This window comes from Streptomyces sp. NRRL F-5126, from assembly GCF_000721265.1.
In the GTDB taxonomy this organism is placed as follows: domain Bacteria; phylum Actinomycetota; class Actinomycetes; order Streptomycetales; family Streptomycetaceae; genus Streptomyces.
The window spans coordinates 151,375-177,433 of the sequence record NZ_JOFZ01000007.1 but is presented as its reverse complement, the minus strand read 5'-3'; the positions used below and the strand labels follow the sequence as shown (position 1 = coordinate 177,433).

26 protein-coding genes are annotated in these 26,059 nt (G+C 74.0%); 20 read left to right on the top strand and 6 right to left on the bottom strand.

Annotated elements, in window-relative coordinates:
- The first annotated feature begins 15 nt into the window (after positions 1-15).
- The 13 genes from IH48_RS0117045 to IH48_RS0116985 all read left to right on the top strand — a co-directional run bounded on the left by IH48_RS0117045 (position 16) and on the right by IH48_RS0116985 (position 15,241).
- Positions 16-1,020 carry an ABC transporter substrate-binding protein gene (locus tag IH48_RS0117045; protein ID WP_078849802.1) on the top strand — a complete coding sequence of 335 codons (1,005 nt, stop codon included), beginning with the start codon at positions 16-18 and terminating at the stop codon, positions 1,018-1,020.
- 306 nt (positions 1,021-1,326) lie between these two features.
- The gene (locus tag IH48_RS0117040; protein ID WP_234434286.1) at positions 1,327-2,415 is read left to right on the top strand and encodes a PQQ-binding-like beta-propeller repeat protein; all 1,089 of its coding nucleotides are present in this window, start codon (positions 1,327-1,329) and stop codon (positions 2,413-2,415) included.
- A gap of 216 nt (positions 2,416-2,631) precedes the next feature.
- Complete coding sequence (locus IH48_RS0117035; RefSeq protein WP_078849800.1) at positions 2,632-3,792, top strand: LacI family DNA-binding transcriptional regulator; 1,161 nt, start codon at positions 2,632-2,634, stop codon at positions 3,790-3,792.
- Positions 3,789-4,742: a carbohydrate ABC transporter permease gene (locus IH48_RS0117030; protein WP_078849799.1), complete on the top strand. Its 954-nt coding sequence runs from the start codon at positions 3,789-3,791 to the stop codon at positions 4,740-4,742. The genes IH48_RS0117035 and IH48_RS0117030 overlap by 4 nt, the downstream gene beginning before the upstream one ends.
- Positions 4,743-4,855: 113 nt before the next feature.
- A complete protein-coding gene (locus IH48_RS0117025; protein WP_037842375.1) occupies positions 4,856-5,653 on the top strand; it encodes a carbohydrate ABC transporter permease in 798 nt (265 codons plus the stop codon).
- Positions 5,653-6,972, top strand: coding sequence for an ABC transporter substrate-binding protein (locus tag IH48_RS0117020; RefSeq protein ID WP_030904520.1), 1,320 nt, complete (start codon positions 5,653-5,655; stop codon positions 6,970-6,972). Before IH48_RS0117025 ends, IH48_RS0117020 begins: the two co-directional genes overlap by 1 nt.
- A gap of 89 nt (positions 6,973-7,061) precedes the next feature.
- Entirely contained in the window at positions 7,062-8,195 is a 1,134-nt protein-coding gene (locus IH48_RS0117015) for an ADP-ribosylglycohydrolase family protein (RefSeq protein WP_078849797.1), read from the top strand.
- On the top strand, positions 8,192-9,493 hold the full coding sequence (locus tag IH48_RS0117010) for an ADP-ribosylglycohydrolase family protein (protein WP_078849796.1): 1,302 nt from the start codon (positions 8,192-8,194) through the stop codon (positions 9,491-9,493). The genes IH48_RS0117015 and IH48_RS0117010 overlap by 4 nt, the downstream gene beginning before the upstream one ends.
- A complete protein-coding gene (locus IH48_RS0117005) occupies positions 9,490-10,638 on the top strand; it encodes an ADP-ribosylglycohydrolase family protein (RefSeq protein WP_037842288.1) in 1,149 nt (382 codons plus the stop codon). Before IH48_RS0117010 ends, IH48_RS0117005 begins: the two co-directional genes overlap by 4 nt.
- Positions 10,635-12,071: an ADP-ribosylglycohydrolase family protein gene (locus IH48_RS0117000; protein WP_051839941.1), complete on the top strand. Its 1,437-nt coding sequence runs from the start codon at positions 10,635-10,637 to the stop codon at positions 12,069-12,071. The genes IH48_RS0117005 and IH48_RS0117000 overlap by 4 nt, the downstream gene beginning before the upstream one ends.
- Positions 12,068-12,982, top strand: a complete 915-nt coding sequence (gene rbsK / locus IH48_RS0116995) for a ribokinase (protein WP_030904510.1) — start codon at positions 12,068-12,070, stop codon at positions 12,980-12,982. Before IH48_RS0117000 ends, rbsK begins: the two co-directional genes overlap by 4 nt.
- An 88-nt stretch (positions 12,983-13,070) precedes the next feature.
- On the top strand, positions 13,071-14,336 hold the full coding sequence (locus IH48_RS0116990; RefSeq protein ID WP_051839940.1) for a CaiB/BaiF CoA transferase family protein: 1,266 nt from the start codon (positions 13,071-13,073) through the stop codon (positions 14,334-14,336).
- Positions 14,337-14,368: 32 nt separating this feature from the next.
- Positions 14,369-15,241, top strand: a complete 873-nt coding sequence (locus IH48_RS0116985) for an HpcH/HpaI aldolase/citrate lyase family protein (RefSeq protein ID WP_030904505.1) — start codon at positions 14,369-14,371, stop codon at positions 15,239-15,241.
- A 42-nt stretch (positions 15,242-15,283) separates the two neighbouring features.
- Here IH48_RS0116985 and IH48_RS0116980 read toward each other — a convergent pair whose 3' ends face one another.
- Complete coding sequence (locus IH48_RS0116980) at positions 15,284-16,735, bottom strand: amidase (protein WP_030904503.1); 1,452 nt, start codon at positions 16,733-16,735, stop codon at positions 15,284-15,286.
- Positions 16,736-16,865: 130 nt separating this feature from the next.
- Between IH48_RS0116980 and IH48_RS0116975 the strand changes: the two genes are divergently transcribed.
- Together IH48_RS0116975 and IH48_RS0116970 are read left to right on the top strand one after the other, a co-directional pair.
- Complete coding sequence (locus IH48_RS0116975) at positions 16,866-17,492, top strand: TetR/AcrR family transcriptional regulator (protein ID WP_030904501.1); 627 nt, start codon at positions 16,866-16,868, stop codon at positions 17,490-17,492.
- Between the two features lie 113 nt (positions 17,493-17,605).
- Positions 17,606-18,100, top strand: a complete 495-nt coding sequence (locus IH48_RS0116970) for an acyl-CoA thioesterase (RefSeq protein ID WP_030904499.1) — start codon at positions 17,606-17,608, stop codon at positions 18,098-18,100.
- 7 nt (positions 18,101-18,107) lie between these two features.
- On the opposite strand, the gene IH48_RS0116965 is transcribed toward IH48_RS0116970, so the two are convergent.
- Both IH48_RS0116965 and IH48_RS0116960 read right to left on the bottom strand, forming a co-directional pair.
- Positions 18,108-18,944, bottom strand: a complete 837-nt coding sequence (locus IH48_RS0116965) for an alpha/beta fold hydrolase (RefSeq protein ID WP_030904498.1) — start codon at positions 18,942-18,944, stop codon at positions 18,108-18,110.
- Between the two features lie 166 nt (positions 18,945-19,110).
- Complete coding sequence (locus tag IH48_RS0116960) at positions 19,111-20,154, bottom strand: Ku protein (protein WP_030904496.1); 1,044 nt, start codon at positions 20,152-20,154, stop codon at positions 19,111-19,113.
- A gap of 120 nt (positions 20,155-20,274) precedes the next feature.
- Here IH48_RS0116960 and IH48_RS0116955 point away from each other — a divergent pair, with 120 nt between their 5' ends.
- Positions 20,275-21,144 carry an LLM class flavin-dependent oxidoreductase gene (locus IH48_RS0116955; RefSeq protein WP_030904494.1) on the top strand — a complete coding sequence of 290 codons (870 nt, stop codon included), beginning with the start codon at positions 20,275-20,277 and terminating at the stop codon, positions 21,142-21,144.
- Positions 21,145-21,205: 61 nt separating this feature from the next.
- On the opposite strand, the gene IH48_RS0116950 is transcribed toward IH48_RS0116955, so the two are convergent.
- Both IH48_RS0116950 and IH48_RS0116945 read right to left on the bottom strand, forming a co-directional pair.
- On the bottom strand, positions 21,206-22,162 hold the full coding sequence (locus IH48_RS0116950) for a M48 family metalloprotease (RefSeq protein WP_030904492.1): 957 nt from the start codon (positions 22,160-22,162) through the stop codon (positions 21,206-21,208).
- Positions 22,159-22,545, bottom strand: a complete 387-nt coding sequence (locus IH48_RS0116945) for a BlaI/MecI/CopY family transcriptional regulator (RefSeq protein ID WP_030904490.1) — start codon at positions 22,543-22,545, stop codon at positions 22,159-22,161. Before IH48_RS0116945 ends, IH48_RS0116950 begins: the two co-directional genes overlap by 4 nt.
- 278 nt (positions 22,546-22,823) lie before the next feature.
- Here IH48_RS0116945 and IH48_RS0116935 point away from each other — a divergent pair, with 278 nt between their 5' ends.
- Complete coding sequence (locus tag IH48_RS0116935) at positions 22,824-23,711, top strand: chitosanase (RefSeq protein WP_078849794.1); 888 nt, start codon at positions 22,824-22,826, stop codon at positions 23,709-23,711.
- 34 nt (positions 23,712-23,745) lie between these two features.
- Here the strand turns inward: IH48_RS0116935 and IH48_RS0116930 are convergent, their stop codons facing one another.
- Positions 23,746-24,186: a hypothetical protein gene (locus IH48_RS0116930; protein WP_037842284.1), complete on the bottom strand. Its 441-nt coding sequence runs from the start codon at positions 24,184-24,186 to the stop codon at positions 23,746-23,748.
- 500 nt (positions 24,187-24,686) lie between these two features.
- Here IH48_RS0116930 and IH48_RS0116920 point away from each other — a divergent pair, with 500 nt between their 5' ends.
- From IH48_RS0116920 to IH48_RS37640, 3 genes are all read left to right on the top strand, one after another.
- Positions 24,687-25,109 carry a PPOX class F420-dependent oxidoreductase gene (locus IH48_RS0116920; RefSeq protein WP_030904484.1) on the top strand — a complete coding sequence of 141 codons (423 nt, stop codon included), beginning with the start codon at positions 24,687-24,689 and terminating at the stop codon, positions 25,107-25,109.
- Between the two features lie 156 nt (positions 25,110-25,265).
- A complete protein-coding gene (locus IH48_RS0116915) occupies positions 25,266-25,649 on the top strand; it encodes a hypothetical protein (RefSeq protein WP_030904482.1) in 384 nt (127 codons plus the stop codon).
- Between the two features lie 292 nt (positions 25,650-25,941).
- Complete coding sequence (locus IH48_RS37640; protein ID WP_420705500.1) at positions 25,942-26,019, top strand: tryptorubin family RiPP precursor; 78 nt, start codon at positions 25,942-25,944, stop codon at positions 26,017-26,019.
- Positions 26,020-26,059 lie beyond the last annotated feature (40 nt).

Genomic DNA, 26,059 nt, shown 5'->3' with positions numbered 1-26,059 from the left:
AGCGAAAGAGGCACCATGCCCCACAGAACGCAGCACACAGGAACACTCGGCCTCGTGGCGGCCGCGGTGGCCGTGGCACTCGCGGCCACCGCGTGCGCGCCGGGTGCGAGTGCGCACAGCGGCGGTTCCGCGTCCGGGAAGGGCGGCGCGACGAAGATGACGGTGAGCTACAGCCAGGTCGTCGCCGACGAGCTGCCGTTGTGGATCGCCGCCGACTCCGGCCTGTTCAAGAAGCAGGGGCTCGACGTCACCCTGACGAGCCTCAGCGGCTCGGACGGCTTCCCCGCACTGATCTCCGGGCAGACCCAGATGGCGTCGATCGGCGCCTCGGAGATGGTCTCGGGCGCCGCGTCGGGCGCCAAGGTCAGCTACCTCGCGACCCTGACACCGGTGTTCCCCTACCAGTTCTTCTCCAAGGTGAAGAGCGCCTCCCAGCTCAAGGGCAAGCGCATCGGCGTGACGAGCAGCAGCGGCTCCATCTACGTGGCGACCCTGGCGGCGCTGAAACAGCTGGGTCTCAGCCCCAAGGACGTGCACCTGGTCTCGCTCGGCTCCGTGACGAACGTCAACAACGCCCTGGTCGCGGGCAGCGTGGACGCGGCGCTCTCGCACCCGCCCGCCTCGACTCGCATCGAGGCCGCCGGCTACCACAGCATCCTCGACCTGGCCAAGCAGAAGATCCCGACCTCCAACGTCGGCCTCGCGACGACCACCGCCTACGCGAGCGGCCACAAGAAGGAGATCAAGAAGTTCATGACGGCGCTCCAGCAGGCCATCAACCGCGAGAAGTCGGACGAGAAGTACTCCGAGAGCGAGCTGGCGAAGCATTTGAAGACCAGCGATCCGAAGGCGCTCAAGCAGACGTGGGAGTACTTCGCCAAGGAGGTCCTGCCGAGCAGGCCGACACCGACCGTCGCTCAACTCCAGACGTCCAAGGACGCGTTGGCGAAGACGCCCGGCGTCTCAGGACTCGACCTGTCGAAGATCGTGGACGACACGTACTTCCCGCCCGGGCACTGACTCCCGCGGCGCCCGGCCGGGCGCCGCGCCGGAAGACCCACCGCCGGTCGTGGACTTCTGCGACCATGACGGGGGGTCGCGCGCCGGAGCGCGGAGGGTGGAGCGGGCATGGCGCAGGATCGATCGGTTCGGCAGGCGCACCCCTGGCGTCTCAGGCACCTCTGGGGTGCGGCGGCCCTCGCTGCCGTGCTCGTGGGCTGTTCGGCCGGTGGGTCAGGACGCCCGTCGGGGTCAGGACGGCCGCCCGCTCCCCCGGCCGCGGGGACTTCCGCGAGCCCCGTGGAGGGCCCGTGGCGGTCGTGGTCCGTGCGCCTGTCCTCCGCCGAGGCGCCGGGCACCTGCCTGGCGACGGCCCACCAGGTGGTGTGCAGCGCGGCGCCCGACGGCCTGGTGGGGCGCTCCCGTGCGACCGGCGCCGTGACGTGGCGGGTCCCGGGTTCCGGCACGGGGAAGAACGGCGGACTGGTCATCGCGGCCGGGGCCGCACGCGCGGTCACCAGCAGTGGCCGGACGCTGCGGGCCGCAGACCTGAGGACGGGCAGGCAGGCCTGGTCGCACCGGCTGCCGGCCGGGCACACGTACACGGGCGCCGGCTCCGACGGCACGACCGTGTTCGCCTACGAGAGCGGTGGCGGCCCTGCCGGCCGGGCGGGCTCCCCGCCGACGGTTCTCGCGGCGTTCCGCGGATCCGATGGCACACCGCTGTGGCACAAGACCGTGGCCGCGGCGGCGGATACGGCGCCCACCGCGTTCGGTGGCCGTGTCTACACCACCGACGGCGCCCGGGTCACCGCACGCGACAATCGAACGGGGGCGGTGCTCGCGACGAGTCCCCGCGGCGCCGAGTGCCCCGCACTGGTGAGCGGAGGGCACTACCTCGTGTGCACCGGCAGCCCGTACTCGGCGTCGGACATCTTCCCGCCCGTCAGACGGCTCGATCCCGCTTCGCTCCAACCGCTGTCCACCGTGCCGGAACCGAGCATGATGCCGCGGCGCGGCATGGTGTCGCCGGACGGCGTGCTGATGCTCTTCGAGACCAGCGCGGAGGATCCCGGCGCCGGTACGTGGGAGGCGTACGACCTGGGCAGGCCGCGGAAGTTGTGGAGCTACGCCACGACCACCGACGAAGGAGCCCTGTGCGGCGAGCGGTTCGCGACGTTCACACCGGCCTACGGCCCCGGCACCGGGCGCCTGATCACGTTCGACCTGCACGCAGGACCGCACGGGACGGGCTCCGAGGCGCCGCGGCAGTCCGCGACCCACCAGGAGACCCGGTGGAGCGAGCGCCCGGCGGTCATCGTGCCGGACGGCGGGAGCGGCCACCCGGATCCTCCCGGCCACGTCGTCGTCGAGGGGCATGTGCACCACACCCTGCGCTCGATCGCGACGCCGTGAGAGGCCCGCTCCGTCGCGTACGCCACTGCACTTCGCCCTCTCTCCCGTCAAGTACCCTGCGGCATGGTGGGACGGACCTCACATTCCATTGACGGACAGTGAAACACCCGCGCAACATTGGGGAAACCATCTCGCTCGCGGACGTGGACGAACGCCGAAACTGTAAACGTTTCCAGTTCGCGGGAGACGACGTGCCGATTCGCGAAGGGGCGATCAATGACGAGTTCGGGCGGGCCGCCGACCGTGGAGACCATCGCCGAGGCGGCGGGGGTCTCCATCGCCTCCGTCTCCCGCGTTCTCAATGGTCACGGGGGTCGCCCCGACACCGTGCGGCGCGTGGAGCGGGCCGCGGCCGAGCTCGGCTACGTGCCGAACAGGGTCGCCAGGTCGCTCAAGGGCGGCAGGACCCGCCAACTCACCTTCGCCATGCCCGACATCGGCAACCCGGCCTATGTCTCGATGGTGCGGCAGATACAGACGGTGACCAAACCGCTGGGCTACCGGTTGCTGCTGCATTCCACCGACGCCGTCGCCGAGGACGAGCTGGACGTCGTGCGCAGCCTCGCCGACCGTACGAGCGACGGGCTCATCATCTGCCCCATCCGGGTGACCGACGCGCATCTGGCCGCGCTCGCCACGGCCTCGGGACCCGTGGTCGTGATCGGCTCGCTGCCGGAAGGCGCGGGCGTCGACAGCGTGCGCGCCGACTCGGTCTCGGGCGCGATGCTGGCGGTGCGCCACCTGGTGGCGCTGGGGCGGCGGAGGATCGGGTTCGTCAACGGCCCGGCCGACACGGTGCCGGGTTCCCACCGCGCGACCGGCTACCGCTCGGCGCTCGCGGAGGCGGGGCTCGCCCCGGAGCCCGAGCTGACCGTGGCCACCGACTTCTCCGTCGAGGCGGGCGCGGCCGCGGCGGGGCGGCTGCTCGACGCCGGGCTCGGCATCGACAGCGTGTTCTGCGCCAACGACCAGCTCGCGCTGGGCGCCGCGCACGCGGCGCACGATCGGGGTCTGCGCATACCCGAGGACCTGGCGGTCGTCGGTATGGACGACAGTGAGCTGGCCCGCGCCAGCCACCCGGCGCTGACCAGCGTGGACCTCGGATCTGGTGAACGCGGCCGGCTCGCAGCCGAGATGCTGGTCGCGCGCCTCGAACCGGCCGCGCCTGCGCCCGGCGGCCCCGCGTCAGGTGGTTCCGCCTCCGGTGGCTCCGTCGGGCGGGTGACCGTCGCGCCGCGGCTGGTCGTCCGCGCCTCCACGGCAGGCCCCGGGGCCGCCACCGTGCGCCAGGAGGCGGCGCGCCACGCGCCCCCGCCCGAACGGGTGGCGCCGCCTGGCGTGGACACGTCGGCCGTGTGTGCGGGGAGCGCCACATGAGCGCCGGCCTCGCCACCCGCCCGCCGAACGGCACACGGCTGCAGAAGCCGCGCGACGCCGCCGGCCGGCGCAGGATGCTCGGCCTCGAACGCGACGCCTGGTTCCTGCTGCTGCCCGCGCTGATCCCGGTCCTCGTCCTCAGCGTCGGCCCGCTGCTCTACGGGCTCGCGCTGGCGTTCACCGACGCGCAGTCCGGCGTCACCCGCTCGACGTCCTTCACCGGCCTGACCAACCTCGCGAACCTCAGGCTCGACTCGCTGTTCTGGGACTCGTTCAAGATCGGCATCATCTGGGCGGTCTGCGTGACGGCCATCCAGTTCGTGCTCTCGCTCGGCCTCGCGATGCTGCTCAACCAGAACCTGCGCTTCCGGTGGCTGACCCGCACCCTGGCGCTGGTGCCGTGGGCGATGCCCGAGGTCGTCGTCGGCATCATGTGGCGACTCGTCTACAACCCGGACGCGGGCATCCTCAACAGCACCCTGCGCAGCCTGCACCTGACGTCCGGGCACACCGACTGGCTCTCCAGCCTCACCCTCGCGCTGCCCGCGGTGATCGTGGTGGGCGTGTGGGCCAAGATGCCGCAGACCACGGTGGTGCTGCTGGCCGGCCTGCAGAATGTCCCGGCCGACCTGCACGAGGCGGCTGCTCTCGACGGCGCGGGCCTGTGGCGCCGCTTCACCGCGGTGACCTGGCCCGCGATGAAGCCGGTGGTGCTGTCCATCACAGCACTCGACTTCATCTGGAACTTCAACTCGTTCGGCCTGGTGTACGTGCTCACCAATGGCGGCCCCGGCGGCAAGACCCGGCTGCCCACCCTGTTCGCCTACCAGGAGGCTTTCCAGTACGGGCAGTTCGGGTACGCGGCGGCGATGGGCCTGGTGATGATCGCCGTGATCGCCGTCCTGCTGACCGTGTTCCTGCGCAACCGTCTCAAGGAGGCCGACCAGTGAGCAGCACCACCACGCCCGCGCGGGACACCTCCGCCGCACCCCCTGCACGCCCCGGCCGGAAGCGGCCGCGGCGGCGCACCGCCGGGCGCTTCGCCGGCAGGACGGGCCAGTACCTGGCCCTGCTGTGCTACGTGGTCTTCCTCGCCTTCCCCCTGCTGTGGCTGGTGTCCACCGCGTTCAAGTCGCCGCAGGAGCTGGGGTCGGTCGACCCGACGTGGCTGCCCCGCCATCCGACGCTCGCCAACTTCCGCACGGCGATCGACGAGCAGCCGCTGCTGCGTTCCGCGCTGAACAGCCTGCTGGTGTCCGTCGTCACCGCGGTGGTGTCGGTGGCGATCGCGGTGCCGGCCGCCTATGTGATGGTGCGGTTCAAGTCGGCCGTCAGCCGGCTCGGCACGGGCTGGGTGCTCGTCAGCCAGATGTTCCCGTTCGTGCTGGTCATCATCCCGCTGTTCCTCGTGCTGAAGAACCTCCACCTGGTCGACTCGCTGCCCGGCCTGATCATCGTCTACGTGGTGTGGAACCTTCCGTTCGCACTGTGGATGCTCCAGGGGTACGTCAAGTCGGTGCCGATGTCGCTGGAGGAGGCCGCGTCGATCGACGGCTGCGGCCGGCTGCGCACACTGCGCAGTGTGGTTCTGCCGCTGCTGGTGCCGGGGCTCGTGGCGACGCTGATGTTCTCGTTCGTCACCGCATGGAACGAGTTCTTCTTCGCCCTGGTCCTGCTCAAGTCCCCGGAGAAGCAGACGATGTCCGTCATCCTCACGCACTTCCTCGGCGCCGAGGGCGCCGCCGACCTCGGCCCGCTCGCCGCCGCCTCCGTGCTGGCGACACTGCCGAGCCTGCTGTTCTTCGCGTTCCTGCAAAAGCGCCTGGTGAGCGGCGCGATGACCGGGGCGGTGAAGGGCTGATGCGCCGTCGCACGCTCCTGGGCGGCGCTGCCGCGGCCGCCGCTGCCGCCTCCTCCTCCCTGCTGACCGGCTGCGGCGCGTCCGGTGACGGGTCGGGCGTTCCGACGCTCGACTTCCTGTCGCTGGCCTGGCAGAAGGAGTCACTGGCCGCGAACAAGGCGCTGGTGGCGCAGTGGAACAAGAACCATCCCGAGGTCCATGTGCGCTACGTGCAGGGCAGTTGGGACAACGTCCACGATCAGCTCCTCACCTCCTTCGAGGGCGGCGCGGCGCCGGACATCATCCACGACGAGGCCATCGATCTCACCGACTTCGGGTACGGCGGCTACCTCGCCGACCTGACGGACCTGATCCCGGCCGACCTGCGGCGGCGGATCCCCGATTCGGCGTGGGCCACCTCGCGCTTCGGCGGCGGCCTGTACGGCGTGCCGTTCCTGCAGGAGCCGTGGGTGCTGATCGCCGACAGGACGCTCCTCGACCGGGCCGGCATCGCCCTGCCCACGCAGCGGCGCCCGTGGAGCTGGGCCGAGTTCGAGGACGTCGCCAGGGAGCTCACGCACCACGGGTCCGGGGCTCAGCGGTTCGGCACGGCCTGGGCGATGAAGTCGCCGGTCAACGCCACGGTCAACCTGTCGATGTCCATGGGCGGCCGGATACTGTACCGGCGTGAGGACGGCACCCCCGAGGTGCGGCTCGGCCCGGCGGACTCGGCGTTTCCCGAGCTGATCCGCCGGCAGGTCCGTACGGACCGCACGGCGTCCCCGACCGCGCTGGGCATGGGCGGCGGCGACACGCTGCCCGCCTTCTTCGCCGGCCGGTACGCGATGCTGCCGCTGGGCTTCTCCTACCGCCAGCAGGTGCAGCAGCAGGCCCCCGACGGCTTCGACTGGGTGACGCTGCCCCTGCCCGTGGGGACGCACGCGCCGGACGGGGGCCGCGCGCAGGGCGTCAGCCCGCAGACCCTGTCGGTGGCGAAGTCGTGCCCGCATCCGAAGGAGGCCGCGGCGTTCATCGCCTTCATGACGCAGACGGCGCACCTGGTCCAGCTGGCACGCGGCGACTGGCTGGTGCCCACGGGCGACGCCGCGCTGCGCGACCCGTCGCTCAACACGGCGAAGGACGGCTGGTCGACGGGGGTGGCCGTGGCGCAACACCTGACGGCCTCGCCGGTGCTCGGGATGAGGGGCTACCCCGAGTGGAAGGACAAGATCGCCACGCCGGCGCTGCAGCGGTACTACAGCGGCGGCACCGACCTGGACGGGCTGCGGGGGCAGCTCGTCCGGGACGGGAACCGCATATTCGAGCGCTACCGGAACTGACCCGCCGGTGGCCGGGCGGCCCGGAGCCGCCCGGCGCACCACCACACACGCACCACGCACCACGCACCACGCACCAGGAACGGCACGGTATGAGCGCTCCATCAGCCTCTCCCACCCTCACCACCCCGCATCGTCCGACCCCACCACCCGGCTCCCCACCGCCCCTGACGCCGCCCACACGCAAGGCGCCCGCGCCCCCGCCCGCGTCCGGCAGCCCGCGCGACCGCGCACGCGGCGCGCTCGTCGGTCTCGCGGTGGGCGACGCGCTCGGTGCGCCGGCCGAGAACATGAAGCCCTCGCAGATCAGGGAGCGCTGGGGCCGCATCGAGGACTTCGTCTCGGACGACCCGGCGGGCACGGACGACACCGAGTACGCGATTCTTTCCGGTCTGCTGCTCGCCCGCCACGGCTCCGCGCTCACCGTCGGCGATGTGGAGGCGGCCTGGCACTCCTGGATCGCCGACCGCAACGAAGGCCCGTTCCGCGGCGCCGGGTTCAGCGAGCGCGGCACACTGGAGAACCTGCGCAGGGGCCTCGCCGCGCCGATCACCGCACAGCACCGGCACGCGTGGAGCGACGGCCTGGCGATGCGGGCGGCCCCCTTCGGCGTGTTCGCCGCCGGGCGTCCCGTCGAGGCGGCGCGCCTCGTCGCCATCGACGGCACCGTGAGCCACGAGGGCGAGGGCATCTACGGCGGGCAGGCCGTCGCCGCCGGTGTCGCCGCGGCGATGAGCGGCGACGGCGTACCGGCCGTGCTCGCCGCCGCCCTCTCGGTGGTGCCGGACGACTCGTGGACCGCGCGCTCGCTGCGGCGCGCGGTGACGGCGGCGGGCCGCCTCAGGCTGGACGGATCGCTGACCCGGCTCGACCGGGAGCGAGCGCTGAGGGCCTCGGTGGTGATCGGCGGCTACCCGTGGACGGACCTGGCGCCCGAGGCCGTCGGCCTGGCGTTCGGCGCGTTCGCCCTGGTGGGCGGTGAGTTCGCCGGGTCCGTGCTGGGCGCCGTCAACATGGGCAGGGACGCGGACACCACGGCCGCCGTCGCCGGCGCGCTCGCGGGCGCACTCGGCGGTTTCGGCGCCATCCCCGAGCGCTGGTCGTCGGCGGTGCGGCCGGTGCGCGGCAGCTGCCTGCCGTCCATGGCGGGCCATCACGTGCGGGACATCGCCGATCTGCTCTCACCCGCGCAGGACACGGCGCGGGCAGGGAGGGCCGGTTCGTGAACGCGGACACGCGCACGGCCGGGCACCCCGCGGCCGCCGGATCCCGGTCCACCGGCCGGGCGGGCGTCCCCGCCACCAAGAGCCGCGGCGGTCGCGCTGACGGCCCCGCCGCGGCAGGCCGGGCCCCCGGCGCCGAGCCACCCGGCGAGCACGCGGACGGCCGCGTCGAGGGCATGCTCCTCGGCCTCGCCGCAGGCGACGCGGCGGGCTGGCCCGCCGCGCGCCACCGTGCCGCGCGCATGCCGGAGTGGACGCGCCGGCTCACGCGCGAGCTCGACACGTTCGCCGAGCAGAACGAGACCACGACGTTGCCCGTGCCCATCGCGCTCAACCAGCCGCCCGAGCCGCTGCGGCTCGGTCCCTCGGACGACGCGGAATGGGCGGCGTTCACGGCCGAGGCGGTGCTCGCCTCGCACGGCACGGCGCTCAGCGACCTCAGCAGGGACCGCAGGGTGCGTTCGGCGGTCGACCTGGCGTGGATGGCGCTGGCGGCGGAGATCTCCTCGGCCGCCGCACGCGCCCCGGAGGTCGAGTCGGCGGTCATCCCGCTGCGCGCGCGGATCTCCGTTCGCGCGGGCCTCGGCAACCTCGCCACGGGTCTCAGGCCGCCCGCGACGGGCCACGACAACCCGCACTTCTTCGACGACGCGGCGTGCGTGCGCGCCTGCGTGCTGGCCGTCGTCCACCCCGGTGATCCGGCGGCGGCGGCCGACCTCGCCGAGTTCGACGCCCGCTACACGCAGGACGGCGACGGGGTGCACGGTGCCCGCGCGATGGCTGCCGCCGTCGCGCTGGCGCTCGCCGGGGCGCCCGCCGAGGCCTGCGTGCACGGCGCGCTCGACCAGCTGCCGGCCGGCTCGGAGATCGGCCGCAACGCCGCACACGCCGTGTCCCTGGCCCGCACGGACGAACCCGGCACACGGGGCCGCGCCTTCGGCCTCGTGCCGCTGCTCGAACACCAGATCATCGACCACGTCTACAGCTACGGCATCGCCGCGGCCGAGACGGTGCCGGCCGCGCTCGCGCTGGTCCTCGCCTCGGGAGGCGACGTGACCGAGGCGGTGCCCGCCGCCGCCTGCATGTCGCGCGTCGCCGACTCGGCGCCCGCGCTCGCCGGTGCGCTGGCGGGCGCCGTGGGCGGCGCGGGCACGCTGCCCGTGTCGTGGCGAGACGCGTGCTCCGTCCTCCCGGGCTGCGCGCTGCCGCGCCTTGCCGGGGTGGACCTCGTGCGTCTCGCCGCCCGGCTCACCGCCGCAGAACCCGCGTTCACCGCCACGGAAGGACCTTCGAACCCATGAAACCGAACCTTGAGGACCGCGTGACCGGATGCCTGCTCGGCGCCGCCGTCGGCGATGCGCTCGGCGGCCCGGTGGAGGGCTGGACGCCGGAGCAGATCACGGAGCGCCACGGCGGCCGGGTGCGCGGCATCGTCGGCCCGTTCCACGGAGACGCCTGGCGCACGGCCCGGCCGATCGCGCCGTACCACAAGGGTGACGGGCACGTCACCGACGACACCCTGATGACGCAGGCGCTGGTGCGCGTGTACGCGAAGGTCCGCGACCACCTCGACGCGTACAGCGTCGCCGACCACCTGGTGCCCGACCTGATCGGCAACCCCCGCTGGATCCCGGAGCTGGAGGCCGAGGCGCTGCCGCTGCAGCGCATCTTCCTGGCCGAGAAGTGGATCGTGGCGCGCCTGCACTACGGCCATGTCGACCCGCGCGAGGCCGGCGTCGGGAACATCGTCAACTGCGGTGCCGCGATGTACATGGCGCCCGTCGGCGTCGTCAACGCGGGCAACCCGGCCGGCGCCTACGCCGAGGCGCTCGAGGTGGCCGCGCCGCACCAGTCGTCGTACGGGCGGGAGGCGGCCGGCGTCTTCGCCGCCGCCGTGGCCGCCGCGTTCACGCCGGGCGCCACCCCTTCGAGCGTCGTCGAGGAGGCGCTGCGGCTCGCGAAGGACGGCACCCGCGCGGCGATCGAGGCGGTGTGCGAGCGGGCACGCGCGTTCGGCGACTGGGAGGAGGCGCTGGTCCCGCTGCGCGAGGCCGTCGCCCCGTTCGACACCGTGGGCCCCCGCTACCGCGAGCCCTCGCTCGGCGCGCGACGCCCGTCCCGGCTGCACAGCATCGAGGAACTGCCCGTAGCGCTCGCGATGCTGCTGATCGGCGGCGGCGACTTCGAGAGCACGGTGCTCGGCTCCGTCAACTACGGCCGTGACTGCGACTCGATCGCCACGATGAGCGGGTCGATCGCCGGCGCGCTCGGTGGCAGCGGCGCCGTGCCCGCCGCGTGGGGTGACGAGGTGGCCCGGGCGAGCAGGCTCGACCTGCACGGCCCCGCCGCGGAACTCGCCGCGGTGACACGGGAGGTGTTCGCCAGGGACACGGATCGGCGCCGCGCACACGAGGCGGCGTTCGCCGAGCTGGCGGGGGTGCGGTGAGCGCGCTGCGTGTGACCTGGGTGCAGCCCGAGGACCTGGTCGGCCACGAGCTGCGGCAGGCGGCAGAGGACGGCCGCGACGCGGACGCCGTGCGCCGGCGGTGGCTCGCGGCGGGCGGTCATCTCGCGCCCGAACGGGCCGGCGCGTCGCCAGGGCCCGCGGACCCGGCGCTGCGGGAGACCGCCGCAGGGCTGCTCGACGAGCTGGCCGCGCTCACGAGCCCGGCGGCCGCGGACGAGCCGACCGGCCTGGCCGCGATCCACGAGGCCGCGGGCGCGCCGCCGGCGCCCGCGCTCACCGTGCCCGCCGAGGCACTGCCCGCCCGTATCGAGGCCGGCTGGCTCGGCAGGGCCGCCGGCTGCCTGCTGGGCAAGCCGGTGGAGAAGCTGCCGCTCGACGGCATCAGGGCGCTCGCGGCATCGACGGGCAACTGGCCGCTGTCGTCGTGGTTCAGCGAGGTCGGCCTCGACCCCGGCGTGGCCGCGCGCTACCCGTGGAACCGGCGCAGCCGGCCCACCTCGCTGGCCGAGAACATCGACGGAATGCCCGAGGACGACGACCTCAACTACCCGCTGCTCGGCCTGCTCACGCTGGAGCGGCACGGGCACTCCTTCACCACGGACGACGTGGCCGGGCTGTGGCTCGACGAGTTGCCCGCGGGACGGACGTTCACCGCGGAGCGCGTCGCGTACCGCAACCTGCTCGACGGCGTCGAGCCGCCGGGGACAGCAGTGCGGCGCAACCCGTTCCGCGAGTGGATCGGCGCCCTGATCCGCGCCGACGTCTTCGGCTGGACCCGGCCGGGCGACCCGTCCGCCGCGGCGGACGAGGCCTGGCGCGACGCCGTGCTCACGCACACCGCGAACGGCGTGTACGGGGCGATGTTCGCGGCCGCCGCCGTCGCGCGGGCCGCGGGCGGCGGCGCAGACGTGCACGCCTGCCTGGCCGCTGGGCTCGCCGTGGTGCCGGCACGGTCGCGGCTGGCCTCGGCCGTGCGCCACGGCATCGAGGCGGCCCGCGACGAACCGACGGGCACGGCGGAGGGGTTCGCGAGCGTCGTCGACGCCCTGCACGCGGCCTACGGCCACCACCACTGGGTGCACGTCGTGCCGAACGCGGCGCTCCTCGCGGCGGCGCTCACCCACGCGGACGGCGACTTCACCGGCTCGGTGTGCCGGGTCGTCTCCGGCGGCTGGGACACCGACTCCAACGGCGCGACGGCCGGCTCGGTGGCCGGGCTGCTCGCCGGATCGCCCGGCGCGCTGCCCGGACGGTGGACACGCCCGCTGGACAACCGTCTTGCCACGTCGGTCGCCGGATTCGACGGCATCGGATTCGACGTGCTCGCGCGCCGCACCGCCGCCCTCGCGGTGCTGCCGCCGAGCCCCGGAACGCGCGAGCGCGCGACCCACACCCCCAGGGACACACCATGACGAGCACACCACGGGCGAGGATCGCGGTCCTCGGCTCCACCAACATGGACTTCGTCGCGTACGCGCCGGTGGCGCCGGGCCGGGGCGAGACCGTCACCGGCGAGTCGTTCCGCACGGTCGCGGGCGGCAAGGGCGCCAACCAGGCCGTGGCCGCGGCCCGCGCCGGCGGCGACGTGGCCATGATCGGCGCAGTCGGCGACGACTGCCTCGGGCCACGGCTGCGGGCCGTGCTGGACGAAGCCGGCGTGGACACGCGGACGCTGCGCACCGTGCCGGGCGCCAGCGGCACCGCGCACATCGTGGTGGACGGCGCCGGGCACAACTCCATCGTCGTGGTGCCGGGGGCCAACGCCACCGTGACGTCACTGACCGAGGAGGACGAGCGGGTGGTGGCCGGCAGTGACGCGCTGCTGCTGCAGCTCGAATCCCCCGTCGACGGCGTGCTCGCGGGGCTGCGGGCCGCGAGGGCGCACGGGGTGCGCACGCTCCTCACGCCCGCGCCCGCCCAGCCGCTGCCCGACGAACTGCTGTCCCTCGTGGACCTGCTGGTGCCCAACGAGCACGAGGCCGCGGCGCTCACCGGGCTGCGCGACCCCCGCGAGGCGGCACGCGCGCTGCTCGAACGGGTCCCCGAGGTGGTGGTGACGCTGGGCTCCGACGGATGCCTGTACAGCAGCAGGGACGGCGAAACGCTGGCCGTGCCTGCGCGCCGGGTCACGGCCGTCGACACCACCGCGGCGGGCGACACCTTCGTGGGCGCGCTCGCCGTCGCGCTCGGCGAGGGGCGGCGGCCCGAGGAAGCCCTGCGCTGGGCGACGGCGGCCTCCGCGCTGTCCGTCCAGCACCACGGCGCGTCGTCCTCGATGCCCGGCCGGTCGGCCGTCGACCGGCTGGCGGCGACCGCGCCCTGACACCGCCTCACGAACCGCACACACGGCACCCACCGCACAACACCGCGCCTCCCGTGCCGGGCAGGCAGCGGAGAACCGAGGTACCGCCATGCACGACCCACGCCCCGGCGACCGGCCGGGCGGCTGCCCGCCGGAGCCCGCCGCCACCAGCGCTCCGGGAGGGCCGGGCCCCGGCCCCCTGGCCGGGCTGCGCGTCCTCGACCTGGCGACGCTGTTCGCCGGGCCGATCGCCGCGACGATGCTCGGCGACTTCGGCGCCGAGGTCATCAAGGTCGAGCACCCGCGCAAGCCCGATCCGTCCCGCGGCCACGGCCCCGCCAAGGACGGCGTGGGCCTGTGGTGGATCCACCTCGGCCGCAACAAGCGCAACCTGACGCTGGACCTCTCCACGCCCGACGGACGCGATGTGCTGCTGCGGCTCGCGGCGACCGCGGACGTGGTCATCGAGAACTTCCGCCCCGGAACGCTGGAGAGGTGGGGGCTCGGCTGGGACGAGCTCTCGGCCGTCAACCCGCGGCTCGTGCTGGCCCGGGTCACCGGGTTCGGGCAGTTCGGACCGTACGCGCGGCGCCCCGGGTTCGGCACGCTCGCCGAGGCGATGAGCGGTTTCGCCGCGACCACGGGCGAGCCCGACGGGCCGCCGACGCTGCCGCCGTTCGGCCTCGCCGACTCGGTCGCCGGGCTCGCCACGGCGTACGCGGTGATGACGGCGCTCGCGGGGCGTGAGCGCACCGGCGCGGGGCAGGTCGTCGACCTGGCGATCATCGAGCCGATGCTCGCGGTGCTCGGCCCGCAGCTGCTCTGGTACGACCAGCTCGGCTACGTGCAGCCGAGGACCGGGAACAGGTCCGTCAACAACGCGCCGCGCAACACGTACCGCACGGCGGACGGCAGATGGCTCGCGGTGTCGTCGTCCGCCCAGTCCGTCGCGGAACGGGTACTGCGCCTCGTGGGTCACCCGGAATTCACGGAAGAACCCTGGTTCGCCACCGGCACGGGCCGGGCCGAGCACGCGGACGAGATCGACGCGGTGGTCAGCGCCTGGATAGCCCGCCACGACCGTGACGAGGTGGTGGCCGCCTTCGAGGAGGCCCAGGCCGCCGTCGCGCCCGTCTACGACGTGCGGGACGTGATGGAGGACCCGCAGTACCGGGCGCTCGGCACCGTCGCCGACGTCGAGGACGGCGAGCTGGGGCGGGTGCGGATGCAGAACGTCCTCTTCCGCCTGTCCGGCACGCCGGGCGCCATCCGCTGGACGGGCCGCCCGCACGGCGCCGACACCAGCGGGATTCTCGCCGAACTCGGCATGAGCGAGTCGGAGATCAGCGCGCTGCGCGAGAAGGGAACTCTGTGAACACGACCGCCCGGGCCGATACCGCGCCCTCCGTGTGCGAGGGCTCCGCACCGGCCTTCCTGACCTGGCTCTACGCGCCGGGCGACCGGCCCGATGTGGTGGCGAAGGCGCTGCGATCCGGGGCCGACGTCGTCGTCGTCGACCTGGAGGACGCCGTCGCGGCCGGCCGCAAGGAGTACGCGCGCGACGCCACGGCCGAACTGCTGGCCGACCCCGTCCCCGGCCCGTGCGCCGTGCACGTCAGGGTCAACGCGCTCGGGGGGTCGCGGGCCGCCGCCGACCTCGCGGCCCTGGCCGGGCTGCCGGGCCTCGGCGGGCTGCGGCTGCCGAAGGTGGCCTCGGCGGCGGACGTGGCGGGCGTCGTCGACGCTGTGCGGCAGGCGGCCGGCACCGATGCGGCCGTGCCCGCGCTGTACCCGCTGCTCGAGTCGGCGCTCGGCGTGGAGAACGCGTTCGCCGTCGCCTCGTCCCACCCCGCGGTGCGCGGCATCGCGCTCGGCGAGGCGGACCTGCGCGCGGACCTCGGCCTGGCCGGCGAGGACGCGCTGACCTGGCCGCGGGTGCGCGCGGTCGTCGCGGCCCGTGCCGCGGGCCTCGCCCCGCCCGCGCAGTCCGTCTACCCGGACGTGCGCGACCTGGCGGGCCTTGAGGCGTCCTGCCGGCGCGCCCGCGCCCTCGGGTTCCTCGGCAGGGCCGCGATCCACCCGCGCCAGCTGCCCGTCATCGAGCGGGCGTTCCTGCCGGACGCCCGGGAGGTCGCGGCTGCGCGCGAGACGGTCGAGGCGGCCGCGGCCGAACCCGGCGCGCTGGCCCTGCCGGACGGCAGGTTCGTGGACCCTGCGGTGGTCGCGTCCGCGCGGCGCGTCCTGGCGCTCGCGGAGCGCGCGGGCCGGACCGCGGCCTGACGGGGCCACAACTCCCGGAGCATCGGCCGTCCGGAACAGGGCTCAGCTCCCCGCGGGGGCGCCGGCCCACACCTCGGGGACACGGCCCGACCACGGACTCGCCTGTTCGAGCTGCCCCGCGAGGCGGAAGAGCAGGCCTTCGAGCCCGTAGCCCGCCGCGAACTGCATGCCGATGGGGAGCTTCGTCCCGGCGTCGGCCGCCAGGGGAACCGACATGGCGGGCGTGCCGGTCATGTTGAACACGGCACTGAACGGCGAGGTGTCGAAGAGCCGGCGCAACAGGCCGAGGCCGTCCAGCCCCTCCGCGCCCTCGGCGTGGGCACCGAGGGGCATGGGGAGATCGGGCAGGGTCGGGGTGAGGAGCACGTCGTAGGTGGCGAAGTACTCGGCCAGGGTTCGGGCGACCCGGTTTCGGGTCGCGAGAGCGGCGACGATCCGGGCGCCGCTGACCTGCTGCCCGTAGTGGTGGCCTGCCAGCGTCGCGCGCTCCAGGGTGGACGGGTCGACGGGCCGGTCGAAGGCGGCGGCCAGCTCGTCGATCGTTGCCGTGAGGTTCGCCGCCATCAGCCGGGCGGTGGCCTCGGTGAATTCGTCCCAGCCGGCCCCGAGCCGGACATCGGCCTCCTCCACGTGGTGGCCGAGGGATTCGAGCAGGCGCACCGTGCGCGTGAGGGCGTCCGACACGGGTGCGGCGGTGCGGCGTCCGCCCCACGCGTGGGTGAGGACGCCGATCCGCAGGGCACCCGGGGTACGGGTGACCTCCTGCGCGTAAGGCCGGGACGGCTCCTGGGCGAAGTAGGGGTCGCCCGGTTCCGGGCCGCGGACCCGGTCGAGCAGCACGGCACTGTCGCGCACGGTACGGCTGACGCTTCCCTGCACGGCCAGCCCGCTGAACACCTCGTCGAAGTCGGGACCCGCCGAGACCCTGCCGCGGGTGGGTTTCATGCCGAACAGGCCGTTGCACGCGGCCGGGATGCGTATCGAGCCGGCGGCGTCGGTGGCGTGCGCGAGGGGTACCACCCCCGCGGCGACCGCCGCGCCCGCGCCGCCGCTTGATCCTCCCGCGCTGCGCCGCGGGTCCCACGGGTTGCGGGTCGCGCCGTACAGCACGGGCTCCGTCGTGATGCTGTAGGCCAGCTCAGGGGTCGCGGTGCGCCCGAACGTCACGAGGCCGGCGCGGCGGAAGCGTCGCATCAGGAAGGAGTCGGCGGCCGCGACATGGCCCGCCGCGAGCCGGCTGCCGAGCTCCGCCCGCCGTCCGGCCATCGACACTCCGATGTCCTTGATCAGGAACGGGACCCCGGCCAATGGGGCACTGCCGGGGGCGGGCTCGTCGTCCGCCGGCCAGGTCTCCACGACGGCGTTGATCCACGGGTTGACCGTCCGCGCGGCCTCGCGTGCCGCCGCTTCCAGTTCCCCCGTGCTCACCTCGCCGTCGGCCACGAGCCCCGCCAGCCCGACCGCGTCGAACCGCACGTATTCGGAAAGTTTCACTGCCGCTCCCAGTACATCAAGATGATACCGACCGGTCCTTTACGATACCCAACGGTATCGCATGGAACGGACTGGTACCGTAGCAGCAGGGTGAGAGGCCCGACGACGAACCCGACGACACGGAGCAGCCATGGCATCGACGGCGGCAAGGCCGAGCAGGGTGGCGACACTGCCGCCGCGCGAACGCATCCTCGACGCCGCCGAAGAGCTCTTCCAGCGCGAGGGGATCAGGAGGGTGGGCGTCCAGGCGATCGCGGAGCGGGCCGGGACGACCAAGATGGCCATCTACCGGCACTTCGAGACCAAGGACGCGCTGGTCGCGGAGTGGCTGCGGATCGTCGCGGCCCAGTACCAGGCCGCCTTCGACCGCGTCGAGGCCGAGCATCCGGGCCTGCCGAGGGAGCAGATCCTCGGCCTGGCCCGCTTCATCGCCGAGGGACTTCCGGCGATCTCGCACCGGGGCTGCCCGTTCATCAACTCGCTTGCCGAACTGCCCGACCGCGGCCATCCGGCACGGCAGGTGGTCGAGGAGCACAAGGCCCTCCAGGCCCGCAGGCTCGCCGCCATGTGCGAGGCTGCCGGGATGTCCGATCCGGTGCAGGCCACGGCCGAGATCACCTTCGTACTCGAAGGGGCGCAGGTCAGCACGCAGAACGCAAGCATCGCCGAGGCAGGGGACCGGCTGATGCGGATCGTCGAGGGAATCGTGGACCGGCACAGCCGGTCCGTCAGCGCGCCCTCGGCGACCGCCGGCTGACCCCCGCGCGCCCGGCCGCGGCCGGGCCCCCGGGGTGCCCGCCGCCACGGGCGCTGGGAGACTGGGCAGGTCGCGCCCCCTGCGCGGCGGACGGCTCCGGCACGAGAAAGACCATGGAAGACAAGAAATCACCGGCGGACTCGACGGTCACGCTCGCACACATCATGTCCGCCCACGACACCAACCTGTACGGGACCGTGCACGGCGGTGTCGTCATGAAGCTCGTGGACGACGCGGCGGGTGCCGCCGCGGCCCGTCACGCGGGCTGCCCGGCCGTCACGGCGTCCGTGGACCGGATGAGCTTCATCGCGCCCGCCAGGGTGGGTGACCTGCTCACCGTGAACGCCCAGGTGGAGTACGCGGGCCGGACCTCGATGGACGTCGGCGTGCGTGTCACCGCCGAGCGGTGGAACGCGCCTGGCCCCGCGACCGAGGTGGTCACCGCGCACCTCACGTTCGTCGCGGTGGACGCCGACGGCACCCCGCACGCCGTGCCCGCGCTCGTCCCGGTGACGCCCGAGGAGCGGGCTCTGCACGAGCATGCGGCCAAACGCCGCGCCGAGCGTGCCGCGAGCCGTGCGGCGAGCCGTGGGCAGGGCGGCGCCTGACGGATCCTCACCCGCCGGCGCGCTCGCGGATCCAGCCGAGCGCCTCGTCGCCCGCGGTGAGCACCGAGATGTGGCCGTCCTCCTCGCCGACCCGCAACTCGGCCGCCGGAAGATGCACGGCGAGCCAGCGCGCGTGGGCGACGGGGGCGATCCGGTCGAGGCCGCCGTGCAGCAGCAGGACCGGGACACGCACCTGCGCCGGCTCGAACCCCCACGGCGCGACGTAGGCCAGGTCGTCGTCGACCACCGGGGCATGGCCCGATGCCACCCCCGCGCCGACCACCTCGTCGAACCAGGACCACGGGCCGTGCAGCGCGGCGAGGTCGGCAGCGGTGAACTCGGGGTCATACGGAATCCCCGATTCCTGGAGGCGCTCCTTCTCGGCGCGCCCGCGCGCCGCGGTGGACAGCGACAACACGCCGGACGCCGCCATGCCCGCGAAGTAGTCGAGACCGGGCGCGCCGTAGGGCGCGAGCGACGCCCCCGCGACCGCCGCGACGACCCGCTCCCCCAGCAGCGCGGCGCAGGCGAGCGCGTGCGGGCCGCCGCCCGAGTGGCCCATGACGGCGAACCGGCCGACGCCGAGCGCGTCGGCGGCCAGCGCCGCGTACCCGGCGGCCGAGGCCACGTCGCGGCCGGGCCTGGGCGTCGAGCCGCCGTAGCCGGGGCGGTCGTAGGAGATCCAGCGGATGCCGAGCCGCTCGGAGGCGGGGAACAGGGGGCGGGGCGGGGCGCCCGTGTTGGGCGTGCCGTGGTGCCAGAGGACGGCGAGGCGATCGCCTTCGCCCGTGTCGTAGACATGCAGGACGCCCCCGTCGGGCAGGGGCACATCGGTCTCCCTCATGCCGGTGCAATCTACCGGCGGCCACTGACATCGGCCCCGGGCCGCGCGGCCTGGGATGTGTCCCGTCGCGATGTGCCCCGGCCGGGCGAGCCGACAGTCGCCGGCGGCGCACCGTGCCGCCGGGTGCGCGGTCGTACCCGGCGACCTGCTCGCCGACCGGCGGGGCTCAGGAGGCCTTGCGGTGCCGGGGTGGGGCCTTCTTCGCGGCCGTCTTCTTCCCCGCCGCCTTCTTGGCCGCTGCCTTTCCGTCGGTGGTCTTCTTCGCGGTGGTCTTCTTGCCCGCCGTTTTCGCGGCCGCCCCCTTACCGGCTGCCGCCTTCCCGGCCGGCGCCTTGGCCGCGGCCTTCTTCTTCGCCGGCCCTTTCCCGGCGGTCCTCCCGGCCGTGTCCTTCCTGCCGGTCATCTCGTGCACCGTCGCCTTCCCGCCTCCCCCGCCGCGCGACTGCCTGGCCCTCTCGACGCTCTGCTCGAGTGCGGTCATCATGTCGACCACCTTGCCCGGCTCCGTCCCCTGCTCGGCCTTCGGCGGCTCGCGGCCCTCGGCCCGCGCGGCGAGCAACTCCTCGACGGCGTGGCGGTACTCGTCGTGGAACTGGGACAGGTCGTCGGTTGTCATGCCGTCGATCAGCGACATCGCCTGAGCGACCTCGTCCTCCGAGAGGTCGACGGGCCGGGGGGCGAGCTCGCCGGGCGAGCGGACCTCGTCGGGCCAGTGCATGGTGTGCAGGGTCAGCGCGTCGTCGCGGATGTCGAGGATCGCCAGGCGCTCCCGTCCGCGCAGGGCGAGCTTGGTGACGGCGACCCTGCCGCTGCGCTCCAGGGCCCGCCGCAGCAGCACGTACGGCTTGGCGGCGGCCTGGCCCGAGGCCTCCAGGTAGAAGCTCTGGCCGAGCCGTACGGGGTCGATCGCGTCGCGGTCCATGAAGGCGATGATCTCGACGGTCTTGGCGGAGGGCAGCGGTATGGCGTCGAGCTCGTCGTCGGAGACCGGGACGATGTGGTCCTTGGAGAGCTCGTACCCCTTGCCGATGTCGTCCTCGGTGACGATCTCGTCGTCCAGCTCGCACCGCTTCTGGTTGCGTACGCGCCCGCCGTCCTCCAGATGGATGCGGTGGAAGCGCACGCCCCGGTTCTCGGAGGCGCCGGTGACGCGGACCGGGATCGTCACGAGCCCGAACGAGACGGCGCCTGTCCAGATGGGGCGGGGCATGCGGGCACCTCCAGCTCGGCCCCCCTGTGGCGGCCAGCGTATGGCCCGCCCGCGGGACCGGCATCCCGGAGCACCCGAAACCCCGTTGCCCGCAGGGGTGCCGTGGCGCACGATGCCTGCGTGCGCTATTCCATCAACATTCCCAACTTCGGCGACTTCGCCGACCCGCGAGCCGTCGCTTCCCTTGCCGCCACCGCGGAAGAGGCGGGCTGGGACGGACTGTTCGTCTGGGACCACGTCGTCCATACCAAGAAGGAGCGCCGGGTGTTCGGCGATCCGTGGATGCTGCTCACGGCGGCCGCCCTGGCGACCAGCCGGATCGCTCTCGGCACGCTCGTCACCCCCGTGCCGCGGCGCCGCCCCGAGCAGCTCGCGCGCCAGGTGGCGACGCTGGACCGGCTGAGCGGGGGGCGGGTTGTCTTCGGGGCGGGGCTCGGCGGCCCGATCGACGACGAGTACGGCAGCTTCGGCGGGCCCACGGACCCCGTGGTGCTGGCCGAGCGCCTCGACGAGGGCCTCGGCCTGCTGGCGCGGTACTGGACGGGCGAGCCGGTGACGCACCACGGCCGGCACTTCCACGCCGACGACGTGGCGCTGCTGCCCGCCACGCTGCAGCGCCCGCGCCCGCCCGTCTGGATCGCCGGGTACTGGCCCAGGCGCAGGCCGATGCGCAGAGCGGCGCGCTGGGACGGCGCGGTGCCGCTGTTCCGCTCGGCGCCGCACGGCCACTGCCCGCCCGTCGACGAGGTGCGCGACATGGTCGGCTACGTGCGGGAGCAGCGTCGCGAGCAGGGCGCGGGCGACGGTCCTTTCGAGTTCGTCGTGGGCGGTGCGAGCCCGGCGGATCCCACTCGCGCGCGCGACGTGGTCGGCCCGCTCGCCGACGCGGGCGCCACCTGGTGGGACGAGCGGCGCCCGCACGATGACGGGGTGGACCGGATGGACCTGGTGCTGCGCCGCGTCGAGCAGGGGCCGCCCTCCCTCGGCTGACGTCGGCGCGCTCGCGCCCCGCTGGGCGCCCGTCCCACGCGGCCGGGCGCAACCCGCCCGGTCAGTGGTCGGTGGGTGCCGCCGTCTCGCCCTGCGCGACCTCCACGCCGCTGTGCAGGCCGACAGCGCCGGCGAGTACCGCCGTGGAGGAGGTGCCCGCGCACACGAGCAGCAGCAGGGCGAACGTCGTCATCAGGCGCCGCGGCCCGCCGCCCGTGCGGTGCAGGAGTGCGGCGACCCGCTGGGGCACGGGCCCGGCGGCGGCGGACGGGAGGACGGCCTGCCGGCGGGCCGGGGCGGCATGCGCGGCAAGCGCGGCGCGCCCGATGGCGCGCGCGATCAGCCGCCGGTCGCCCGTGGCCCGCGCCGCGGTCTCGTCGGCGGCGCGTTCGACGGCGAGCGAGATGTCGCCGCGCAGGGGACGCAGCCCGGGGTGGCAGTGCGCGGACAGCTCGGCCGCCGCGAGGAAGAGGTGGTGGCGTCCGGTGAGGTGGGCGCGTTCGTGTGCGACGAGTGCGGCGCGCTCGTCGGCGTCCAGGCACCCGAGCATCCCCTCGGTGACCACGACTCGGCCGAAGCCGCCGCGCCCGCCCGGGAGGGCGTACGCGTCGATCCGCTCGTCGGCCACGACGGTCATACCGTCCGACGTCCTCGCGCCGCGGGCCTCGGCGTGCGCGGCCCGCACCGAGCGGCTCTGCCGCACGGCGGAGCCAAGGGCCGTGCGGGCGCACAGCGCGAGGACGGCCGCGGCGGCCGCGGCGAGCGGGATGAGCGCCTCGGCCGGTCCTGTGGCCATCGGCCGGATCAGCTCGCCGAGGCGGGCCACGGCGGGCAGGCGCAACGCGCCGGCGATGACGAGGCCGCACAGCGAGGCGACGGCGCTCGCCGCGAGGCCGACGGTCGCCGCCGTCAGCGCCCACAGCGCGGCGCCCGGCTCGACGCGGGCGGCGAGCCCGCGGGCGAGCGGCGGCGCCGCGAAGGGCAGCACGAGGGGGACGATGAGCAGCAGGAGGATCACTCGTCCCTCCCGCCGGGCAGGTCCGACTCGAGCAGTTCCCTCAGCACCTTCTCGTCCTCGGGCTCCAGCTGGGAGACGAAGCGGGCGAGTACGGCCCCGCGGTCGGCGTCCTTGTCCAGCTCGCGGTGCATGCGGCGGGCGGCGAGGCCCTGCCGGTCCTGCGCGGCGGAGTAGGCGTACCCGCGGCCGGCGCGCTCCCTGACGACCGCGCCCTTCTCGTGCAGGCGGGCGAGCAGCGTGGCGACCGTGGTCCGCGCGAGCGGCATCGGCAGGTCGGCCTGCACCTGCCGGGCGACGAGCGGTGTGCCCGCGGCCCAGAGCACGGTGAGGACGGCCGTCTCCAGCTCGCCCGTCGGCCGCCGCTCCGCACTCGTTCCTGACAAGGGGTCCCCCTTCGCTCTGACGTCTACATTGCTGTAGTCGGCAGGTGTGCCGCAACTCCCCGGGGCCGTGTGACGCGTCCCCGCCACAGCCATTATTCGCCCGAATGGGCCAAGGGATGGAGCAGGGCCCGGCAGCAGGGGAAATGGCTGCCCGGGCCGGACCACATCGTCGCGCCCTCGGCCCGGGCGCGGGCGACGAGGACAAGCGATTCCCAACTCGCGTGCTCCACAGGGGTGTACGTGCCCATGCCAACTCTGATAGGAAAGCTTCCTAACAGATGCCCCCACCCCCCACGGAGGCCACAGTGCACCCCCACAAGAGCACGCTCCGCCTCGTCCCGGCCGCGCTTCTCGGCCTGGCGCTCGCCGCCGTGCCGACGGCCGCCGGCGCCCAGACCGTCCCGGCCGCCGCACACGCGGCCGGCGCGGCCGCGAGCGCGAGGCCCGCTGCGGCGACCGGACTCGACGACCCCGCCAAGAAGGAGATCGCGATGGAGCTCGTCTCCAGCGCGGAGAACTCCTCGCTGGACTGGAAGGCTCAGTACAAGTACATCGAGGACATCGGCGACGGTCGCGGCTACACCGCCGGCATCATCGGATTCTGCTCGGGCACCGGCGACATGCTGCAGGTCGTGCGCCTCTACACCGACCGGGAGCCGGACAACCCGCTCGCCCGTTTCCTGCCGGCGCTCGAGGCGGTCAACGGCACCGACTCGCACGACGGCCTCGGCACGGCGTTCACCTCCGCCTGGCAGCAGGCCGCGTCCGACCCGGTGTTCCAGTCGGCGCAGGACGACGAACGTGACCGGGTGTACTTCGACCCCGCGGTCGCCCAGGCGAAGAAGGACGGCCTCGGCACGCTCGGCCAGTTCATCTACTACGACGCGATCGTGATGCACGGCCCGGGCGACGACGCCACCAGCTTCGGCGGCATCCGCGCGCGTGCGCTTTCGCATGCCGAGCCGCCCTCCGGGGGCGGCGACGAGACCGCCTACCTGAACGCGTTCCTGGACGCGCGCGTCTGGGCCATGAAGCAGGAGGCGGCCCACGAGGACACCAGCCGGGTGGACACCGAGCAGCGCGTGTTCCTCCAGCAGGGCAACCTCGATCTCGACCCGCCGCTCGACTGGAAGGTCTACGGCGACAGCTACCACATCGGCGGCTGACCGGTGCCCGCGGTGAGGCCGCCCGGCCGCGGTCTCACCGCGCGGCGGCGAAGGCCGTGCGCGCGTGCCTGCTGTTGACGAGCAGCACCACCGCGAGCAGCAGCGCCCCGCAGACTCCCTGGTCGATCTTCATCCACACCGGGAAGGTCCCGGGAAGGGCGATGATCACGGCGATCGCCACGACCATGACCGCCGAGACGGCCCGCAGTCTGCGGTAGGCGCCCCGGTCGCCGCGTGCCGCGCGCACGGCGCACAGGAAGGTCACCACGGCGCTGGCGACCACGATGCAGCCCCTGACCCACACGGCGTCGTTCACCGCGCCGGCGTCGTCGCGGAGCAGGACGATGGCCGCGAGAGTGGCGACACTCACGGCGAGGTAGCACCCCGTCAGCAGCTTCGCGCGGCGGAACGCGGCCGCGGCGCGCGGAGATCCGCCGCCGGCGCTCGTGCGGATGTCCGGACTCCCGGTGTCCATGACGGTCCTTCCCTCTGGATGCTCGGCTCCGTTCCATCGTCCCGGCGGCGTGGCGCCGAGACCTCGGCCCCGCGGACGAGAACGGCGACTCCCGCCGTGCGGGGTGCCCTGGGGCCCTCCCGTAGGGGCCCGTGCGCGCGAACCCCGAGGACGGTCCGGGGCCGGGGCGTTTGCGTGCGGGAAGGGACGGTCGGACGACGGGGTGCAAGGCAGCACATGCACCACTGCCGGGAGGTAGACATGAGCAAGCTGGGTGACATGGCGAACAAGGCGTCGGATGCGGTGCGGCGCTCCTACGAGGACGGTCGGCACTGACCCGCCGACCACGCATCGCGCAGGGGGCCGGCACCCGAGATCGAGGCTCCGGCCCCCGTGCCGTGCGTCGCGCACGGCGGGGCGCCGCCCGTTCGTACGATCCCGGGTGGGCCCCGCCGCGCCCGTCCCCTCCGCGGGCACGGGCCACGGTGGCGGGGCCGGGAACACGAGACAAGGAGAAGACCGTGTCGAATCCACCGCTCCCCGAGGACGCAGTCGCCATGCTGCGCAAGGCGAACCCGGCCGTCGTCACCACGCTCAGGTCCGACGGCCAACCCGTGTCGACCGCCACCTGGTACCTGTGGGAGGACGACGGCCGGGTCCTGCTCAACATGGACGAGGGCCGCGTGCGCCTGCGCCACCTGCGCAACGATCCGCGGGTCACCCTCACGGTGCTGGACGAGGGCAACTGGTACACGCACGTCAGCCTCATCGGGCGCGTCGGCGAGATGCGCGACGACGCCGGCCTGACCGACATCGACCGGCTGTCGCGCCACTACGGGGGCAACGACTACCCGAACCGGGAACGCAGCAGGGTCAGCGCGTGGATCGACGTCGAGCGCTGGCACGGCTGGGGCCCCCTCAAGGACAGCGGCCAGTCCGGCTGACGGGCAGCCGGACACCGGCAGACGGACAGACGGAGGGCTCTCGCGGATGCGCCACCCGCGGGGGCCCTTCGCGCGCTCCGGCGCGCGGGTGACCCGGTCAACGCGGTCCCGAGGTGTCGGCACCCCCACCGCCTCTCGCTGCGGGAAGATCCGGGCATGCCTGCTTCGTCCCGTACCTCCCGATCCGCCACCCTCACTCTCGCCGTCGCCATCGCGCTCGCCGGCGCCCTGTTCGCCGTCTTCACGGCCTTCGGCAGCGGCAACGGCACCACCGACTCGAAGCCACCCCGCCCGCACGTCTCCCAGGCGGGGGCCGTCTCACCGCCCCCCGCTGCTCCCACGCCCGCACCCACGCCTTCAACCACGGCCGGCTGCAACATCTTCGACGCCGAGTGCCAGGCCGGCGAGCACCCGTCGGCAGGCACGCACGACGACGAGACCGGCGCCGGCGGCACGGGCGCCGGCGGCACGAGACGGCTGCCCGACCCGCCGCGCGGAACCGCCGCGACCGGCGGCGGTGTGTTCGACGGGACTCGGTGACCGGCGCCGCCGACGTAAAATCTCCGGCCCGGTCCCGGACCTCTCGTGAGGCGGTCGGTTATGCACCGTCCACAGCGCGCCGGCTGCTGCATCAGGCGCAAGCTCCCATCTCGGGCCGGATTCTTCCCGGTTGGCGAATGTCAACGCCTCCGAAACACCCCGTGCGCGGATTTGGAAGTGATGCGGGCCACTTGACTGCCTTGACGACCCGTCATTCACTTCTGCGACGGCTGACGACCTCGCGAGGGGCCGCCGCCCGGCGCTCAGCACTTCCCGTCACTTGGAGGTAGTCATGAAGTTCGTTCGCCTCATGAAGAAGGTCAGGAGCGAGAAGAGCCTCAAGGCCTACGCGTGGTACGGCTGGATCTGATCGGCCCGTTCACGCAGAGGGCGGGTGGCGGGGCGCCGGG

Bases quoted from the DNA above. Each gene is read 5' to 3' on its own strand.
- rbsK (WP_030904510.1), top strand. From the start codon at position 12,068: ATGACGAGCACACCACGGGCGAGGATCGCGGTCCTCGGCTCCACCAAC.
- IH48_RS0117045 (WP_078849802.1), top strand. From the start codon at position 16: ATGCCCCACAGAACGCAGCACACAGGAACACTCGGCCTCGTGGCGGCC.
- IH48_RS0117015 (WP_078849797.1), top strand. From the start codon at position 7,062: ATGAGCGCTCCATCAGCCTCTCCCACCCTCACCACCCCGCATCGTCCG.
- IH48_RS0116915 (WP_030904482.1), top strand. From the start codon at position 25,266: ATGCCTGCTTCGTCCCGTACCTCCCGATCCGCCACCCTCACTCTCGCC.
- IH48_RS0117005 (WP_037842288.1), top strand. From the start codon at position 9,490: ATGAAACCGAACCTTGAGGACCGCGTGACCGGATGCCTGCTCGGCGCC.
- IH48_RS0116970 (WP_030904499.1), top strand. From the start codon at position 17,606: ATGGAAGACAAGAAATCACCGGCGGACTCGACGGTCACGCTCGCACAC.
- IH48_RS0117020 (WP_030904520.1), top strand. From the start codon at position 5,653: ATGCGCCGTCGCACGCTCCTGGGCGGCGCTGCCGCGGCCGCCGCTGCC.
- IH48_RS0116965 (WP_030904498.1), bottom strand. From the start codon at position 18,944: ATGAGGGAGACCGATGTGCCCCTGCCCGACGGGGGCGTCCTGCATGTC.
- IH48_RS0117035 (WP_078849800.1), top strand. From the start codon at position 2,632: ATGACGAGTTCGGGCGGGCCGCCGACCGTGGAGACCATCGCCGAGGCG.
- IH48_RS0117030 (WP_078849799.1), top strand. From the start codon at position 3,789: ATGAGCGCCGGCCTCGCCACCCGCCCGCCGAACGGCACACGGCTGCAG.
- IH48_RS0116975 (WP_030904501.1), top strand. From the start codon at position 16,866: ATGGCATCGACGGCGGCAAGGCCGAGCAGGGTGGCGACACTGCCGCCG.
- IH48_RS0116935 (WP_078849794.1), top strand. From the start codon at position 22,824: ATGCCCCCACCCCCCACGGAGGCCACAGTGCACCCCCACAAGAGCACG.
- IH48_RS0116990 (WP_051839940.1), top strand. From the start codon at position 13,071: ATGCACGACCCACGCCCCGGCGACCGGCCGGGCGGCTGCCCGCCGGAG.
- IH48_RS0116930 (WP_037842284.1), bottom strand. From the start codon at position 24,186: ATGGACACCGGGAGTCCGGACATCCGCACGAGCGCCGGCGGCGGATCT.
- IH48_RS37640 (WP_420705500.1), top strand. From the start codon at position 25,942: ATGAAGTTCGTTCGCCTCATGAAGAAGGTCAGGAGCGAGAAGAGCCTC.
- IH48_RS0116960 (WP_030904496.1), bottom strand. From the start codon at position 20,154: ATGCCCCGCCCCATCTGGACAGGCGCCGTCTCGTTCGGGCTCGTGACG.